This window comes from Roseomonas rosulenta, from assembly GCF_016106005.1.
In the GTDB taxonomy this organism is placed as follows: domain Bacteria; phylum Pseudomonadota; class Alphaproteobacteria; order Acetobacterales; family Acetobacteraceae; genus Neoroseomonas; species Neoroseomonas rosulenta.
Map to the genome: position 1 here is coordinate 1 of NZ_JACADR010000088.1, position 16,261 is coordinate 16,261.

The 16,261-nt window shown below is 71.3% G+C and carries 17 protein-coding genes, 1 tRNA gene and 1 pseudogene; 13 read left to right on the forward strand and 6 right to left on the reverse strand.

Going from position 1 to position 16,261, the window contains the following annotated elements; genetic code table 11:
• A pseudogene (locus HW578_RS12625) lies at positions 1 to 214 on the forward strand (thiamine-phosphate kinase); the annotation flags it as partial.
• Between the two features lie 128 nt (positions 215 to 342).
• Positions 343 to 1,551, forward strand: coding sequence for an MFS transporter (locus HW578_RS12630; protein WP_369407885.1), 1,209 nt, complete (start codon positions 343 to 345; stop codon positions 1,549 to 1,551).
• A gap of 12 nt (positions 1,552 to 1,563) precedes the next feature.
• On the opposite strand, the gene HW578_RS12635 is transcribed toward HW578_RS12630, so the two are convergent.
• Complete coding sequence (locus tag HW578_RS12635) at positions 1,564 to 2,040, reverse strand: outer membrane protein assembly factor BamE (RefSeq protein WP_198370907.1); 477 nt, start codon at positions 2,038 to 2,040, stop codon at positions 1,564 to 1,566.
• 103 nt (positions 2,041 to 2,143) lie between these two features.
• Between HW578_RS12635 and HW578_RS12640 the strand changes: the two genes are divergently transcribed.
• The 8 genes from HW578_RS12640 to HW578_RS12675 all read left to right on the forward strand — a co-directional run bounded on the left by HW578_RS12640 (position 2,144) and on the right by HW578_RS12675 (position 6,727).
• Positions 2,144 to 2,698, forward strand: a complete 555-nt coding sequence (locus HW578_RS12640; protein ID WP_198370908.1) for a ubiquinol-cytochrome C chaperone family protein — start codon at positions 2,144 to 2,146, stop codon at positions 2,696 to 2,698.
• Complete coding sequence (locus HW578_RS12645; protein ID WP_198370909.1) at positions 2,688 to 3,194, forward strand: YceD family protein; 507 nt, start codon at positions 2,688 to 2,690, stop codon at positions 3,192 to 3,194. Before HW578_RS12640 ends, HW578_RS12645 begins: the two co-directional genes overlap by 11 nt.
• A 94-nt stretch (positions 3,195 to 3,288) precedes the next feature.
• Positions 3,289 to 3,489, forward strand: coding sequence for a 50S ribosomal protein L32 (gene rpmF, locus HW578_RS12650; protein ID WP_137123705.1), 201 nt, complete (start codon positions 3,289 to 3,291; stop codon positions 3,487 to 3,489).
• A gap of 38 nt (positions 3,490 to 3,527) precedes the next feature.
• Positions 3,528 to 4,580 (forward strand): phosphate acyltransferase PlsX, encoded by a 1,053-nt coding sequence (gene plsX / locus HW578_RS12655; protein ID WP_369407886.1) that lies wholly within the window; start codon positions 3,528 to 3,530, stop codon positions 4,578 to 4,580.
• A gap of 14 nt (positions 4,581 to 4,594) precedes the next feature.
• Positions 4,595 to 5,575 carry a beta-ketoacyl-ACP synthase III gene (locus tag HW578_RS12660; RefSeq protein ID WP_304621638.1) on the forward strand — a complete coding sequence of 327 codons (981 nt, stop codon included), beginning with the start codon at positions 4,595 to 4,597 and terminating at the stop codon, positions 5,573 to 5,575.
• 304 nt (positions 5,576 to 5,879) lie between these two features.
• The gene (locus tag HW578_RS12665) at positions 5,880 to 6,185 is read left to right on the forward strand and encodes an integration host factor subunit alpha (RefSeq protein ID WP_198370910.1); all 306 of its coding nucleotides are present in this window, start codon (positions 5,880 to 5,882) and stop codon (positions 6,183 to 6,185) included.
• A complete protein-coding gene (locus tag HW578_RS12670; protein ID WP_198370911.1) occupies positions 6,182 to 6,604 on the forward strand; it encodes a MerR family transcriptional regulator in 423 nt (140 codons plus the stop codon). The genes HW578_RS12665 and HW578_RS12670 overlap by 4 nt, the downstream gene beginning before the upstream one ends.
• 46 nt (positions 6,605 to 6,650) lie before the next feature.
• Positions 6,651 to 6,727: transfer RNA gene (locus tag HW578_RS12675), tRNA-Pro, on the forward strand.
• Between the two features lie 102 nt (positions 6,728 to 6,829).
• On the opposite strand, the gene HW578_RS12680 is transcribed toward HW578_RS12675, so the two are convergent.
• From HW578_RS12680 to HW578_RS12690, 3 genes are read right to left on the reverse strand one after another with little or no spacing between them, the layout of a single operon-like run.
• Positions 6,830 to 7,771: a dimethyl sulfoxide reductase anchor subunit family protein gene (locus HW578_RS12680; protein WP_198370912.1), complete on the reverse strand. Its 942-nt coding sequence runs from the start codon at positions 7,769 to 7,771 to the stop codon at positions 6,830 to 6,832.
• Positions 7,768 to 8,505 carry a 4Fe-4S dicluster domain-containing protein gene (locus HW578_RS12685; protein ID WP_198370913.1) on the reverse strand — a complete coding sequence of 246 codons (738 nt, stop codon included), beginning with the start codon at positions 8,503 to 8,505 and terminating at the stop codon, positions 7,768 to 7,770. Before HW578_RS12685 ends, HW578_RS12680 begins: the two co-directional genes overlap by 4 nt.
• Entirely contained in the window at positions 8,502 to 11,357 is a 2,856-nt protein-coding gene (locus HW578_RS12690; RefSeq protein ID WP_198370914.1) for a molybdopterin-dependent oxidoreductase, read from the reverse strand. The genes HW578_RS12685 and HW578_RS12690 overlap by 4 nt, the downstream gene beginning before the upstream one ends.
• Positions 11,358 to 11,464: 107 nt before the next feature.
• Between HW578_RS12690 and HW578_RS12695 the strand changes: the two genes are divergently transcribed.
• Entirely contained in the window at positions 11,465 to 12,091 is a 627-nt protein-coding gene (locus tag HW578_RS12695; protein WP_198370915.1) for an SOUL family heme-binding protein, read from the forward strand.
• A gap of 48 nt (positions 12,092 to 12,139) precedes the next feature.
• On the opposite strand, the gene HW578_RS12700 is transcribed toward HW578_RS12695, so the two are convergent.
• Both HW578_RS12700 and HW578_RS12705 read right to left on the reverse strand, forming a co-directional pair.
• Entirely contained in the window at positions 12,140 to 13,696 is a 1,557-nt protein-coding gene (locus HW578_RS12700; protein ID WP_198370916.1) for an ABC transporter substrate-binding protein, read from the reverse strand.
• On the reverse strand, positions 13,693 to 14,376 hold the full coding sequence (locus tag HW578_RS12705) for a phosphoribosyltransferase (RefSeq protein WP_198370917.1): 684 nt from the start codon (positions 14,374 to 14,376) through the stop codon (positions 13,693 to 13,695). The genes HW578_RS12700 and HW578_RS12705 overlap by 4 nt, the downstream gene beginning before the upstream one ends.
• 67 nt (positions 14,377 to 14,443) lie before the next feature.
• Between HW578_RS12705 and HW578_RS12710 the strand changes: the two genes are divergently transcribed.
• A complete protein-coding gene (locus HW578_RS12710; RefSeq protein ID WP_369407887.1) occupies positions 14,444 to 15,628 on the forward strand; it encodes an amidohydrolase in 1,185 nt (394 codons plus the stop codon).
• Positions 15,625 to 16,261, forward strand: a 637-nt coding sequence (locus HW578_RS12715; RefSeq protein ID WP_198370918.1) for a nucleoside hydrolase, incomplete at its 3' end; no start/stop codon positions are given. The genes HW578_RS12710 and HW578_RS12715, both read left to right, overlap by 4 nt.

Sequence of the window (16,261 nt, forward strand, 5' to 3'; positions counted from 1 at the left end):
GCTGCTGCCCGTGGTGCTGACCGGCGGGGACGACTACGAGCTGCTGTTCACCGCCGCGCCGGAGGCCGCCCCGGCCATCGCGGCCGCAGCGGAGCGCGCCGGCACACCCGTGGCGCGGATCGGCCGCATGCTGCCCGGCGCGCCGGAGGTTGTGGTGCGCGATTCCGCCGGCGCCGCCCTGCCCCTTGCGCGCGGGGGCTGGAGCCACTTCTGACGCCGCCGCGGCGCCTGCGCCGCCCTGGGCGCAGACCAGGGGTGCGGCCGCCGCCCTTTGCGTGATGTGGCATGTTCCGGCATCTGTGGCGCCCTGCGCGCCACCCAGGCGCGGCCCGAGGACCGCCCGTGCCCGAGACCACCGATTCCGCGCGCATGAAGCGCAATGTCTGGTTGCTGTTCTGCTGCCAGGCGCTGATGGGCGCCAGCATGATCGGCCAGGTCGCGATGGGCGCGCTGATCGGCCATTCGCTGGCCGAGGACAAGTCGCTCGCGACCCTGCCCATGGCGCTGCAGATGCTGGCGACCATGTGCGCGTCGATCCCGGCAGGCATCGTCTTCGCGCGCTTCGGCCGGCGCGCCGGCTTCATGATGGGTGCGGCGGGCGCGCTGGCCGGGTCGCTGATCTTCGCGCTCGGCGTCTGGCGGGGCGATTTCCTGATCTATTGCCTCGGCGCCATTCCGGGCGGGCTCGGCTTCGGCATCTCGCAGCACTACCGCTTCGCCGCGGCCGAGGTCGCCACACCCTCCTACCGGCCGCGCGCCATCGCACTGGTGATGGCGGGCGGCATCGCCTCGGCGATGATCGGGCCGGAACTGGTCAAGCACAGCAAGGACCTGCTGCTGCCCTTCCTGTTCCTTGGCACGTATCTGCTGCTCGCACTTCTGCCGCCGATCTGCATGGCGATCCTGATGGTGGTGGACCTGCCGCCGGCGCCGCCGCGCCCGAAGGTCGCGACCCCCGTCATCGACATCATGCGCCGCCCCGCCTTCATGACCGCGGCGCTGTCGGGCATGGTGGCCTATGGCACCATGAACCTGGTGATGACCTCGACCCCGCTCGAGATGATGCTCTGCGGGTTCGGCGTGGGCGCCAGCGCCACCGTGATCCAGGCCCATGCGGTGGCGATGTTCGCGCCAGGCTTCGTGACCGGGCCGCTGATCGCGCGCTACGGCCTGCGGCGCATCATGATCGCGGGGGCGGTGCTGACCGCGGGTTGCGCGATCGTGGCGGTGGCCGGCAAGTCCTTCGCCCATTTCACCCTGGCGCTGGTGCTGCTGGGCATCGGCTGGAATTTCATGTTCGTGGGGGCCACGCAGCTTCTCGCCACCGCCCATGCGCCGGAGGAGCGCGTGCGTGCCCAGGCAGCGAACGACGTGCTGGTGTTCGGCACGGTGGCCTGCACGGCCTTCGCCTCGGGCGCGGTGCACGACCGGGCGGGGTGGGAGGTGCTCAATCTCGCGCTTTTGCCGGCCCTTGCCGTGGCGCTCGGGGCCCTGGCCTGGAAGGGCCTGCGCGAGCGCAGCGCACGGCCGGTGGCGGGGCAGGCGTCCTGAGACGCCGCCGCGTCAGAAGCGGCCGCCGATCGTCGCCGGATTGTTGGCGGTCGTGCCCGGAACGCCGGGGCGGCCGAGATTGCCGAACAGGGCCTGCAGCAGGCTTCGTTCATTGCCCGGCACGGGCGTTTCGCGGCTGACGACGGAGACGTTCCGCCCGTCGGCCGGACCCAGTTCCCGGATCCCGCTGACCACGCCCTGCCTGTTGAAGGAAATGGCGACCACGCGCCGGTCCTCGACCTCGAGGAAGCGGCCCGGCTGCACGCGGGTGCGGGCGCTGATGTAGTACCAGTTGTCCTCGTCGAAGGTGCCCCGCGCGGTGGGCGAACCGAGCAGCGCCTCGACATCGTTTCGTGTCTGCACACCCGGGGTGATCTGCCCCAGCCGTTCCGCATCGACCCGGTTGCCGCGCTCCACCGGCGCCGGGCCGAGCGCGTCGGTGATCCAGCCGCAGCCGCCCAGCAGGACGACGAGGGCGAGGGGGGCCAAGCATGCGTTGACCGAACGGGGAGGGCGGGCCATGTCGCGGCAACCGATAGACAGCATGCCGCCCCCCGGTCAACGGGAATGGCGGCCGGAGGCTTTCGCCGCCATGGGCCTGCTCGCGATGTTCCGCCGCCGCCCGCATGAACGGGCCGGGTTCGAGTTGTACGGCGCGGCGGTGGCCGCGGCGCGCGATCCCTGGCTCTTCGTGCGCCTGGGCGTACCCGACACGGTTGAGGGTCGGTTCGACCTGGTCAGCCTGCATGTCGCCCTGCTGATCCGCCGCCTGCGCACCGATTCCGACGCCCGCGGCCCGGCGCTGGCGCAGGCGGTTTTCGATGCGATGTTCGCCGACATGGACCTGAACCTGCGCGAGATGGGCGTGGGCGACCTGTCGGTCGGCAAGCGGGTGCGGCGCATGTGGGAGGCCTTCCACGGCCGCGCCCTGGCCTATGAGGCGGCGATCGACTCGCCCGACGCGGCCGCCCTGGCGGAGGCGCTGGCGCGCAATGTCTGGCGCGGCGAGGCTCCGGAGGGCGCCCCCGGGACGCTGGCGGCGCTGGCACGCGCCCAGGCCGGGCATCTGGCGGGGCAGGACATGGCGGCGCTCGCCGCCGGGCGGGCGGACTTCCTGCCGGCCGGGGGGCAGGGCGATGGCGCCTGAATTCTCCCGCCTGGTGTCGCTCGCGCGCATTCCGGACTCGGGGCGCGAGGAACGGCTGCGCGCCAGCCCCGAAGAATGCATGGCCCTGGCGAAGCGTTTCGCGATCGAGGCGGTGGATCGGCTGGAGGCCACGCTGCTGCTGCGGCCCGAGCCCGGCGGTGGCGTGATGGTCACGGGGCGGCTCTTGGCCGATGTGGTACAGGCCTGCGTGGTCAGCCTCGAACCCGTGGCGCAGCAGGTGGAGGAGGCGGTGGCGCTGCGCCTGCTGCCGCCGGACGAGGAGCCCTCCGACGACCCCGAGGGGCCGGACGAGATCCCGATCGAGGGCGATGCCATCGACCTCGGCGAGGCGATTGCCGAGCAACTGGCCCTGGCGCTCGACCCCTATCCGCGCGCGCCCGGGGCCGAACTGCCGCAGGCCGCGGGCGGGGACGACGCCGCCGGGCCCTTCGGGGCGCTGGCGGCGCTTCGCCGCCCGGGCGGGCAAGAGGGCTAGCAGGCTGCGGAGCCTTGCGCCCGCCTGGAGCGGGTGGTAATGCCCCGCGCTCCCGCTATCCTTGCACGACGTTTGATGAAAGAGGCTCGGCACCATGGCCGTTCCGAAGAAGAAGGTTTCGCCCTCCCGCCGCGGCATGCGCCGCAGCCATGAGGCGCTTAGCGCTCCGTCCTACCAGGAATGCTCGAACTGCGGCGAGCTGAAGCGGCCGCACCATGTGTGCTCCCATTGCGGGCACTATGACGGCCGCGAGGTCGTGGCCGCCGAGCGCGTGGGCCAGACCATCCGCAGCTGACGCGCGGTGAGCAAACCCGCGCGCGGGGATCACTGATCGTGCCGCAGGCCGCGCCGCCCTTCTCGCTCGCGATCGACGCCATGGGCGGCGACCATGCGCCGGATGTGGTGCTGGATGGCCTCGAACTGGCGGCGGAGCGTCATCCTGATGCGCGCTTCCTGCTGGTGGGTGACGAGGCCCTGGTCGCCGGCGCGCTGGCGCGCCGCAAGCGCGCCGCGCGGGCCTGCAGCCTGCGCCACGCGCCCGAGCGCGTCTCCTCCGACCTGAAGCCGACCGCGGCGTTGCGCATCCGAAATTCGTCGATGCGCCTCGCCATCGATGCGGTCGCGACCGGCGAGGCGGCGGGCATCGTCTCGGCCGGCAATACCGGCGCGCTGATGGCGCTGTCGAAAATCGTCATCAAGACCATGCCCGAGATCGACCGGCCGGCGCTGGCGGCGATCGGGCCGTCCGCGCGCGGCGACGTGGTGCTGCTCGACCTCGGCGCCAACGTTCAGTGCGATGCGCGCAACCTGGTCGAGTTCGCGATCATGGGCGACGCCTTCGCGCGCGCCGTACTTGGCCTGACCAGCCCCTCGATCGGCCTGCTGAACGTGGGGTCCGAGGAGCTGAAGGGCGACGACCGCGTGCGCGCGGCGGCCGAGGTGCTGCGCGATTCGCATATCGGCGCGCAGTTCCGCGGCTTCGTCGAAGGCCACGACATCACCGCGGGCACCACGGACGTGATCGTGACCGACGGCTTCACCGGCAATGTCGCGCTCAAGACCGGGGAGGGCGCGCTGAAGCTGATGCGCGACCTGCTGCGCCAGGTCTTCACGAGCTCCGTGCCGGCGCGCCTGGGCTACCTGCTGGCGCGCCCCGCGCTCGACCGTCTGCGCGAATGGATGGACCCGCGCCGCTACAACGGCGCCATCCTGATCGGGCTGAACGGCGTCGTCGTGAAGTCGCATGGCGGGGCGGATGCGCTCGGCTTCGCGCATGCCGTCGATGTCGCGATGGACATGGTGACGCACGGCTTCAACGAGCGTATCCGCGAGGGCCTGTCCCGCCTGTCCGCGGCCGCCCCGTCGGTTGCCGCCGACCCACGCTGAAAGCAAACACGTCCATGGTCCTGCGCGCGACGATTGCCGGCTGCGGCGCCTACCTGCCGGAACGGCGGTTGTCGAACGACGAGCTGGCGGCGCTGCACGGGCTCGACACCTCGGATGCCTGGATCCGCGAGCGCACGGGCATAGGCTTTCGCCACATGGCGGCCCCCGGCGAGACCGCCTCCGACATGGGCGCGGCGGCAGCGCGCGATGCCCTTGCCCATGCCGGCGTCGAGGCGTCGGAGGTCGACGCGATCCTGGTCGCGACCTCCACCCCTGATTCCGCCTTCCCCGCGACCGCGGTGCGCATCCAGGCCAGGATCGGCGCGTCGCGCGGCTTCGCCTTCGACATGGCGGCGGCCTGCACGGGCTTCGTCTATGCGCTGGGCGTCGCCGACAGCCTGATCCGGGCGGGCCAGGCGCGCTGCGTGCTGGTGATCGGCACCGAGGTCTATTCGCGCATCCTGGACTGGACCGACCGCGGCACCTGCGTGCTGTTCGGCGACGGCGCCGGCGCCGTGCTGCTGCGCGCCGAGGAAGGCACCGGCGCAATCGCGGATCGCGGCATCATCTCGTGCCACCTGCATGCGGATGGCCGCTTCGGCGATATCCTGCATATCGAGGGCGGCGCCGGATCGACCGGCGGGCCCGGCCTGCTGCGCATGGCCGGCAAGGAGGTGTTCCGCCACGCGGTCACCAAGCTGGCGGCGGTGGTGGACGAGGCGCTCGCGGCCAACGGCCTGACCCATGCCGACATCCGCTGGCTGGTGCCGCACCAGGCCAATGCCCGCATCATCGAGGCGATGGGCCGCAAGCTGAACCTGCCGGCCGAGCGCGTGGTGATGACGGTGGAGCGCCATGCCAACACCTCCGCGGCCTCGATCCCGCTCGCGCTGGCAGAGGCGCGGCGCGACGGGCGAATCGCCGATGGCGACCTGGTGGTGATGGAGGCGATCGGCGGCGGCCTCACCTGGGGCGCGGCGCTGGCGCGCTTCTGAGCCGGCGGCCGCGCGGATCGCCGCTTCGTTCATTTGCCGGTGAGGAGAAGGCGGATCGCGCGCATGGGCGATCTGGGAGCGCACGGCGCGGCCGCGCCAAGACCATCAACCGCGCCGGGCGCGGCAGTGCGTGGTGCGCAGGCAAGGGCCGCGGATGCGGCGCGCCCGCCGAACGAGGGTCACGAAAAGACTCGGATCGTGCGACGCACGATCCGGGCGTCGGCATTTGTGGCATCAAAACATTGACCTGCGCCCCGCTTCCCGGTTTTCTTGAAGGATCAAGGGACTGCGGGGCATTCGGGGCATGAACACGGTCACGCGCGCGCATCTGGCGGAGGCGGTCTATGCCAGCGTCGGATTGTCGCGCAACGAGAGCGCCGCGCTGCTCGAGACGGTGCTCGAGCGCATGTCGGCCGCGCTCGAGGCCGGGGAGCCGGTGAAGATCTCCGCCTTCGGCACCTTCCTGGTGCGTCAGAAGGGGCAGCGGGTCGGGCGCAACCCCAAGACCGGGATCGAGGTGCCGATTCTGCCGCGCAAGGTCCTGTCCTTCCGCCCGTCCCAGGTGCTCAAGGCGCGCATCAACAACGAGCCGGCGGACGCGGAGGCATGAGCGAGGACCTGCCTGAGGCCGAGGCGCGCGCCAAGACGCGCAAGGCGCCGACGGCCTTCCGCACGATCAGCGAAGTCGCGGACGACCTGCACATCCCGCAGCATGTGCTGCGCTTCTGGGAGACCAAGTTCCCGCAGTTGAAGCCGCTCAAGCGCGGCGGCGGGCGGCGCTACTACCGGCCCGAGGATATCGCGCTGCTGCGGCGCATCTCCGACCTGCTCTACACCCAGGGCTACACGATCAAGGGCGTGCAGCGGCTGCTGCGCGACGGCACCGACGAAGGCCCGCAGGCGTCGACGGCGGAGCTGCCGCTGGGCGACCCGCCGCCGGCCGCCGAGGAACAGGAGACGGCGGCGTTGCGCGCGGCGCTGGCCGAACTCGAGGAGATCGCGCGGGCGCTGCGCGCGCTCGCCGCCTGAGGGGGTTTCAAGCGGCCGTGGCCGGTGCTACACCGCGCGCCTCGGTCGGGCAGTAGCGCAGCCTGGTAGCGCATCAGTCTGGGGGACTGGGGGTCGTGGGTTCGAATCCCGCCTGCCCGACCATTCCGCATCCCCCACTTCGCACCCAGCAATGAGCGGGGCACGGCGATCCGCATGGTGCGGGTCAGGGTCGTGGGCTTCGTCGCTTGACGACGCCCTGCGCCCTCAGCCCGGCGACTCCATCCCGTAGTAAAGCGCAACGGTATGCGTCGCCTCGGCGAACATCAGCCAGCGCTCGGCCAGCAGGCCAAGCGTCGCCAGCGCCGCCGCCAGCACCGCCAGCACGCCCGCCAGCGCCCCGCCGGTGACAAGCGCAACCGCCAGCAGCACCGCCGGCACCGCGAAGCCGCCGATCGAAGCGATGCGCCGCAGCCGCGCCGCATGCACGCGGCCGATGCGGAAGGCCATCTCGCGCAGCAGGTAGTTGGTCTCGGTATGCGGCGGGTCGAGCACGCGCACCTTGCCGATGGAGCCGAGCCCCGTGGCGGATTCCATCGTCGCGACCGGCGGCGCGGCATCCACGCTCGACCAATAGGCCTGCTTCAGCACGAAGCCTGCCGCGCCCAGCACGGCCGCGATCGCCGCCGGCATCGCTGCCTGACCCCAGAAGGCCGCGAGCATCGCGAGCAGCGCCGCGCCGGAGAAGGCGCCGAACAGCATGTAGCCCGGCGCCACGAGGGGATGGTGCCACTGCCGGATCGGCTTCAGCGAGGCGTAGATCATGCCGGTGCACCAGACCGTGATGGCAGCGCCCGCGGCACCGAGCAGCCCGGCCGGCAGCGCCAGCCATTCCACATGGCCGATGACGGCGATGAACAGGAGCCCCGCCGGCGCGAAGGTCAACACGGCCGCCACGCCCTCCCGCGAGAGCCAGGATGACCGCCATTGGCTCAACGCCCGCCAGGCGCGTTCCGGTCTGCCGAGATGCGCGGTGGAGGACAGCAGCCCGACCATGATCAGCACCAGTGCGATGCCGACCGAAAGCGCGCCGAACCCCGCGCTGCCGGGCACCAGGCCGAGCGGGCGCAGCAGCCCCACCCAGAACAGCAGCCCGTAGCCCGCGCCCGAGGCCACGGTGAAGAAGACGATCGTCGGTGCCGGATTCATCGCGAGAGAACCTTGTCCACCCAGCGCAGCAGCGGGTTGGTGATCTGCGAGGGCAGGGGGCCGGCATCCTTCGGCGGCCCGGCATCTGCCTTCGGCGCGCGGCGCGGCGGCAGGTAGCGGTTGACCGGCTTGTAGCCGAGCTCGGGCATCAGCTCGAACCCGCCGCGTTCGGCGACCAGCTGCGACACAGCACTGTTGGGGTCACCCAGGTCGCCGAAATGCCGCGCATTGGCGGGGCAGGTCGTGACGCAGGCAGGCTGGCGCTGCTTCTCGGGGATGGCTTCGTTGTAGATGCGGTCGATGCAGAGCGTGCACTTCTTCATCACGCCGGCATCGTCATCGAATTCGCGCGCGCCATAGGGGCAGGCCCAGGCGCAGAGCTGGCAGCCGATGCAGATATCGGTGTTGACCAGCACGATGCCGTCCTCCGCGCGCTTGTAGGACGCACCGGTGGGGCAGACGGTCACGCAGGCGGGCGTTTCGCAGTGCAGGCAGGAGCGCGGGAAATGCACGGTGCGGCCGTCTTCGCCGTCGCCCGCTTCATAGGAATGCACGCGGTTGAACCATACCCCTTCCTGGCCCGCGGAATACGGGTTGTGGTCGGGCAGCGGCGCCATGTGGCCGCTGGTGTTCCATTCCTTGCAGTTGGTCGCGCAGGCCTGGCAGCCGACGCAGGTGTCGAGGTCGATAACCAGGCCGAGCTTCTTGGCGCCCGGTTGCGGCAGCGAGGTCATGGCTTCGACCCCCCTTCGTTGTAGCGCAGGATATCGGGTGTTGCCGGCATGTCCGGCGGCGGGTCGAGCATGGTGGGGAAGGGGTCGGTGATGCCGTCCTCGCCCGGCGCGCATTTGCTGACCTTCACGCGCAGATCATACCAGGCCGCCTGGCCGGTGATGGGGTCGGCATTGGCCAGGCGCGGGCCGGTCTGCGCAGGCAGCCATTCGCTGATGACGTGGTTCAGCAGGAAGCCGCGTTGTGCTTCCGCCGCATCGGGGCTGAGCATCCAGGCGCCGGCGCGCTTGCCGATGGCGTTCCAGGTCCAGACGGTGTCGCGGTTGACACCTTCCATCAGCGACAGTTGCGCCTTCACGCGGCCCGCGCGGCTTTCGACCCAGACCCAGTCATCCTGGGCGAGGCCCTCGGCCGTGGCGCGCTCGCGCGACATGTACAGCTTGTTGGAGCCGTGGATCTGCCGCAGCCAGGCGTTCATCGACCCCCAGGAGTGATACATCGCCATGGGCCGCTGCGTGACGGCCGAGAGCGGGTAGGGGTCGGTGTCGTGCTGCTGCTGTTCGAGCGGCGCGTACCAGAAGGGCAGCGGGTCGCAGTATGTCCGCACGCGCTCGCGCAGATGCGCCGGCGGCTGCTTGGCGCCATGACCCTCGGCGGCGAGGCGGAATTTCTGGAGGGGCTCGGACCAGATCTGCAGCACGATCTGGTTCGAATTGCCCATCATCCCCATCGCCTTGGCGTTGGCGAGATACGTCGCGTTGGCGTGCTTGAAGTAGGACTCCTCGGGCGCGAGGTGATGACGCCAGAAGCAGCCATTGTCGATGTAGCGCTGCAACTGGTCGGGGTTGGGTTCGCCGACACCCTTCTTGCTGCCGTCCTCGCCGCGCCAACCGGCCAGCGGCCCCACGCCGGGCATGCGCTGATGGTTCACGATGTAGTCCGGATAGTCCTTGAACCTCGGCGACCCGTCCTCCTTCACGAAGGCCGGCAATCCGAGCCGCGCGCCGAGTTCGATCAGCACCTCCTGGAAGGGCCGCACGTCGCGGTCGGGCTTGATCACCGGCTGGCGGATGGCATCGCCGGGCCCGTGCGAGGAGCCGATCGGGCGATCGAGGATGCTGATCGCATCCCAGCGTTCCAGATACGTCGTGTCCGGCAGGATCAGGTCGGCGTAGGGCACCGTCTCGGAGAAATACGCATCCGAGTAAATCACGTGCGGGATGACGTAGTCGCCATTGGCATCCTGCGCCGTCAGGCAGCGGATGGTCTCCATCGGGTTCATCGCGCTGTTCCAGGCCATGTTCGCCATGAACATGAACAGCGTGTCGATCTTGTAGGGGTCACCCTTCTCGGCATTGCCGATCACGGTGTGCATCATCCCGTGCAGGCCGAGCGGCGCTTCCCAGGAGAACGAATGGTCGATGCGCAGCGGCGTGCCGTCATCCTCGACCAGCAGGTCATCCGGCCCGTGGGTGAAGGAGAGGATGTTGCCGGCCAGCGGCGTGTTCGGCTTGGCCCCCTTGCCCGCCGGCCCCGGCCCCGGCGGGATCGGCCGTGGGAAGGGTGACTTGTAGCGCCAGGAGCCCGGCGTATCGATCGCGCCGAGCATCATCTGCAGGATGTGCAGCGCGCGGCAGGTGTGGAAGCCGTTGGAATGCGCGCTGATGCCGCGCATGGCGTGGAAGGCGACCGGCCGGCCGACCATCGTCTCGTGCTTGCGGCCCCAGACATCGGTCCAGGGAATGTCGAGTGTGAGCGGGTGGTTGAAGGCAATGTCGGCGATCTCGGCCGCAAGGCGGCGGATGCGTTCGGCGGTGATGCCGCAGCGCTCCGCCACCGCCTCCCGCGCGTAGTCGGCGGCCAGATAGCGCTCGGCCATCAGGTTGAAGACCGGCTGAACGCGCCGGCCATCCTCCAGCGTGAAGTCGCCGACCAGGACGGCGCTGAGTGTCACGTCGTCGGCCGCGATCGCGCCGCGCGCACGGTCCCAGGCCAGCGGCTTGCCATCCGCATCGCGCGCGAACAGCCCGTCATCCGCCCCGCCCGGATTGCGCACCACCAGCCAGGGCGCATTGGTGTAGCGCACCAGGAATTCGCCATCGACGCGATCGGTCAGGATCAGCTCGCGGATCAGCGACATGATGAACAGCCCGTCGGTGCCCGGGCGGATGCCGACCCATTCATCCGCCACGGCGGAGTACCCCGTGCGCACGGGGTTCACCGACACGACCTTCGACCCGCGCTTCTTGAGCGCCGCGAGGCCGGTCTTGATCGGGTTGGAATCATGGTCCTCGGCCACGCCGAAGATCATCAGGTATTTGGCGTGCTCCCAATCGGGCTCGCCGAATTCCCAGAAGGACCCGCCGATGGTGTAGAGCCCGCCGGCCGCCATGTTCACGGAACAGAAGCCGCCATGCGCGGCGAAGTTGGGCGTGCCGAACTGCGCCGCCCAGAACCCCGTGAGCGACTGCGACTGGTCGCGCCCGGTGAAGAAGGCCAGCTTGCGCGGATCCGTCTCGCGCACATGCCTGAGCCAGCCGGTGGCGGTCTCCATGGCCTCCTCCCAGCTGATCTCGGCGTATTCGCCCGACCCGCGCGGACCCACGCGCTTCAGCGGCGCCTGCAGCCGCGCCGGCGAATACTGCGTCATGATCCCGGCAGAGCCCTTGCCGCAGAGCACGCCCTTGTTCACCGGATGGTCGGGATTGCCCTCGATGTAGCGGACCCGGCCGTCCTTCAGGTGCACGCGGATGCCGCAGCGGCAGGCGCACATGTAGCAGGTGGTGGTCTTGACCTCGTCCCCGATCGGGCTCGAGTAGGAAATCCTGTCCGTCGCACCGCCGTCAGCCGGCATGATCTGTCCCGTCCATCGCAATCCGGAGATGGAGTAGCGCACGGCGCCCAGCCTTCGCAAAGGGGGCCGACGCGCCATATGGGCTGCATGACCCGGAGTGCCGCCGCATGGCCGCCCACCTGCCCGCCATCCTGTCCTCCCTTCTGCTAGGGGCCTGTTCCGTCGTGGGCATCCGCAGCGGCACCGAGGAACCGCGCTTCGAGGTGGTCGAGACGATCGGCGACGTCGAGATCCGCCGCTATGCCCCGCGCATCGCCGCCCAAACCACCGTGGCCGGCACCGAGGAGGCCGCGCGCAACGAAGGCTTCCGCCGCCTGGCCGGCTACATCTTCGGGGCCAATGCGCGGCGCGACCGGATCGCGATGACCGCGCCTGTCGCGCAGTCGCGCGGCGAGCGCATCGCCATGACCGCGCCCGTCGCGCAGGCCGGCGACGCGGCCGGCTGGACCATCCGCTTCTTCATGCCCGCGCGCTATGCGCTCGACACCTTGCCGGTACCCGAGGATACCCGCGTGACCCTCGTGACCATTCCGGCGGAGACCGTGGCCGTGCTGCGCTTCGCGGGCCTGCCGCGCGCCGATGCGGTAGCGGGCAACACGGCCAGGCTTGATGCCGCGCTGGCCGCTTCCCCCTGGGCGCCAACCGGCCCCGTCCAGCCCTGGTTCTACGACCCGCCCTGGACCGTGCCGGCGCTCCGCCGCAACGAGGTCGTCGCGCCGGTGGCGCGCCGCTGAAAAGGGCGCCGGTGGCGCGCCGCTGAGAAGGGCGCCGGTGGCGCGTCGCTAATCCGCGCGCCGTGCGGAAACGGCCAGCGTCATCTCGTCCGTGCGTGCCTCATACGCGACTCCGCGACGCATGGCCCAGGTGTTCACCTGGAAATACAGCGGCACCAGCGCCGTCTCGTCGCGCAGCGCGCGGCGCGTCGCCTCCTGCGTCAGGCGCTCCCGCTCGGCATTGTCCATGGTGGTGCGGGCGCGCTGGATGATGGCGTCGATCTGCGCGTTGCTGAACCGCCCGCGATTCGCGGTGCCCAGGCCGAGTGCGGTGTCCCAGGAATGCACCTGCGTCTCGAGCATGCCGAGCACCTCCGGGTTCGGCGAGAACCCGGCCAGGTTCACCGAGTAGCGCAGCTGCGCCGCCTCGTTCAGCCAGACGCCGCGGGGCTTGACCTCGACGCTCGCGGCCAGGCCGATCCGCGTCCAGAACTGCGCGATCGCCTGCACCACCTGTTCGTCGTTCACATAGCGGTCGTTGGGACCGTTCACCTGCACCGCGAAGCCGCGGGGAAAGCCGGCCTCGGCCAGCAGGCGCCGCGCCGTTTCAGGGTCGTAGGGCGGCGGCGTGAGGTCGGGCGAGGCGCCAAAATACCCGGCCGGGCCAAGGTCGCCCGCCGCCACCGCCTGGCCCTGCAGAATTCGTGTGACCAGCGCCTCGCGGTTGATGGCGATGGACAGCGCGCGGCGCACCCGCGCATCGCGCAGCGGGTTGCGCAGGGGCGCGCCGTCGGGCGCGCGGACATGCGGGCTCTCCTCACGCCAGGAATCAAGCGTCAGGAAGATCAGCCGGTTCGATGGGCTTTCCGCGGTGGCGAAGCGCGCATCGCCGCGCAGGCGGGCGAACTGGTCGGGCGGGACGATCTCGATCAGATCCACATCGCCGGCCTGCAGCGCCGCCACGCGCGCGCCGGCATTGGCGATGGGGCGGAACTCGACGGTGGCGAAGGCAGGGGCGGCGCCCGCGTAGGCGTCGTTGCGCGTGTAGCGCACAGGCTGGCCGGGCTGCCACGATACGAGGCGGTATGGCCCGCTGCCGATCATGGCCGAGCCGTCGTTGAAGGCGGCGGTGGTCAGCCCCTCGCGCTTCGGCACCACCATGACCAGCGCGAGCTGGTTCAGCAGCAGCGGGAACGGGCCATGCGTGCGCAGGCGGATGGTGTGCGGGCCGACCGCCTCCACCGCCGCCACCGGGCGCGTCGCGTAGCGGAAGGAGGACGGGCTGTTCGGCACGTCGCCGGCGCGGGCGATGGTGAAGGCGATGTCCTCGACCGTGACGGGCCGGCCATCGGCGAAGCGGGCGCCGGGGTCGATCTCCAGCTCCCAGGTGGTGTCATCCACCACCCGCCAGGACCGCGCGATGGCCGGTCGCAGCAGCTGGCGCGCATCCTGTTCCACCAGTGGCTGGAAGACGTGGCGCGCGAAGGCGATGTTGGTGATCAGGCTGGCGTAGTGCGGGTCGAGGCTGGTCGGCCCCGCCTCGACCCCGATGCGCAGCGCGGCGCGGTCCTGCGCGGCGGCGGGCAGCGCGAGGGCGGTGAAGGCAGCGAGCAGTAGGCGCTTCATGTGGCGTCCTTCCAGCTGAGGGTGTCGTCTGGCGCGCTGCCGGGGCACGGCCGCCAGCCGCCCGGCACCCGGGTGAAGATCGGCGTGGCGAAAGCTGCGCGCACGGGGATGTCGGCAGGCCAGGTGCTGCGCCAGCGGTCGCCCTGCGCCATCGCCAGCAAGAGTGCAGTCGGCCGGACCCCCGCGCGTTCAAGCAGCGCGGCACCCGCCAGCGCCGACGACCCGGTCGAGATCACGTCATCCACAAGCAGCACGCGGCGCCGCGCCAGCCGATGCGCGACGCGCGGGTCGAGCCACAGCCGCCTCTCCGTCGGCGCGGTGGAGGAGGAGGCCGGCACCGACAGCGCCTCGTCATACCAGCGCTTGCGCGACCATCCCGGCGCCACCCAGTTCGCGTGCCCCAGGGCTTCGGCCACCAGCGGGGCGAAGACCTGGCCGAGCGTGGGCATGCCCACCACCACCTCGGCGCCCAGGTCGCGCGCGGCCTCCGCCATCCAGCCGCCGATGCGCTTCGCGACCAGGATTGCCGCCTGGTTGGCGATGAAGCCCGCCACCGCGATCTCGCCATAGTCGCGCAGCGGCAGCACCAGGCGCGTGCCGTCGGGCATGGTCGCGGGGTAGCGGTCGGTGAACGGGCCTTCGTCGCGCGCCGGCGCGTCGAAGCCCTGCCAGAACTCCATGGTGCGGCCCGTGGTGGAACGGGGCGCAGCGTGGCATCTTGGCCGCAGCGCAGCAACGGAGGCCCGCGTGCCGACCCCCGACGACCTCGCCCCGCTCGCGGCGGACATGACCGCCTGGCGGCGCGACTTCCACCGCCATCCGGAACTCGGCTTCGAGGAAACGCGCACGGCGGGCATCGTCGCCGGCCTGCTGCGGCATTGGGGCATCGCGGTGGAGGAGGGCATCGGCGTGACCGGCGTGGTCGGCACGCTGACCGGCACGCGCGGGCGCGGTGGCAACCGTGCGATCGGCCTGCGCGCCGACATGGATGCGCTGGCCATGCCGGAGATGACCGGCGCGGACTACGCCAGCACCACGCCCAACACCATGCATGCCTGCGGCCATGACGGGCACACCGCCATGCTGCTCGGCGCAGCGCGCTGGCTGGCGGCGAATCGCGACCGCTTCGGCGGCACCGTGCGCTTCATCTTCCAGCCGGCCGAGGAATCCCGCGGCGGCGCGGCGCGCATGGTGAAGGACGGGCTGTTCGAGCGTTTCCCGGTCGATGCCGTGTACGGGATGCACAACCTGCCCGGCCTGCCGCTCGGCACCGTCGCGGTGCCGAAGGGTGCGGTGCTCGCCTCCTCCGACACCTGGGAGGTGCGCTTCCGCGGCGCGGGCGTGCATGGCGCGCGACCGCATCTGGGCACCGATGCGCCGCTCGCCGCCGCGCAGTTCATCGCTGCCCTGCCGATGATCGTGGCGCGCGAGATCGATCCGCTGCAGGCGGCCGTGCTCTCGGTTGGGCACATGGCGGCCGGCGCGGCCAACGCGCCGAACGTCATCCCGTCCGAGGTGTTCCTCTGCGGCACAGCGCGCGCCTTCACCGAAGCGGTCCGCGCGCATCTGGAGGCGCGCCTCGCCGAGGTCGCGCACGGCATCGCCACGACCTGTCGCGTGCAGGCCGAACCGCGCTACATCCGCCGCATCGCGCCCACCATCAACCGCGCCGAGCAGGCCGCGGTCGCGGTGCGGGCGGCGCGCGCCGCGGTGGGCGACGCGCTCGCCCTCGACGACCATCCGCCGCTCACGCCGGGCGAGGATTTCTCCGAGTTCCTGGCCGAGCGCCCCGGCGCCTATGTCTGGCTCGGCACCGGCGATCCCGCGCATCCCGAGGGCTTCCACCACAATCCGCATTTCGACTTCAACGATGCCGCGCTGGCCCATGGCGCCGCCTTCTGGTGCGCGCTGGTGGAACAGGAGCTGGCATGACCCGCCGCGCCTGCGTCATCGACACCGATCCCGGTACGGATGACGCGGTGGCGCTGTGGCTTGCGCTCGCTGCGCCGGCGCTGGATGTGCGGCTGGTGACGGTGGCGGGCGGCAATGTCGGGCTCGCGCACACGCTTCGCAATGCGCGCGCCATCGTCGGCCTGTCCGGCCGCGCGGTGCCGGTGGTGGCCGGCGCGGAAGGCCCGCTGCTGGGCAGCTTCGTCTCCGAGACGCGAGTGCACGGCGCCGATGGCCTGGCCGGCGTGGCGCTGCCCGAGGGGCCGCCCGCGGCCCCCGGCATCGCCGCGGACGCCATCCGCGCCCTGCTGCGCGCGGAGGACCGTGTCACGGTGATCGGCATCGGTCCGGCGACGAACCTGGCGCTGGCGCTCGCGACCGAGCCCGCGCTCGCGCCGCGCGTCGAGGAGATCGTGCTGATGTCCGGCGCCTGGGCCGAGGGCAACGTCACGCCCTCGGCCGAGTTCAACGCCTGGTCCGACCCGGAATCGCTTGCGGTGTTGCTGACCTGCGGGCGGCCGGTGACGCTCGCGACGCTGGAACTGACGGCGCAGGCGCTGGTCACGCCAGCGCGCATCGCGGCGCTGCGCGCGCGGGGCGGCGGCGCCTGCCTCG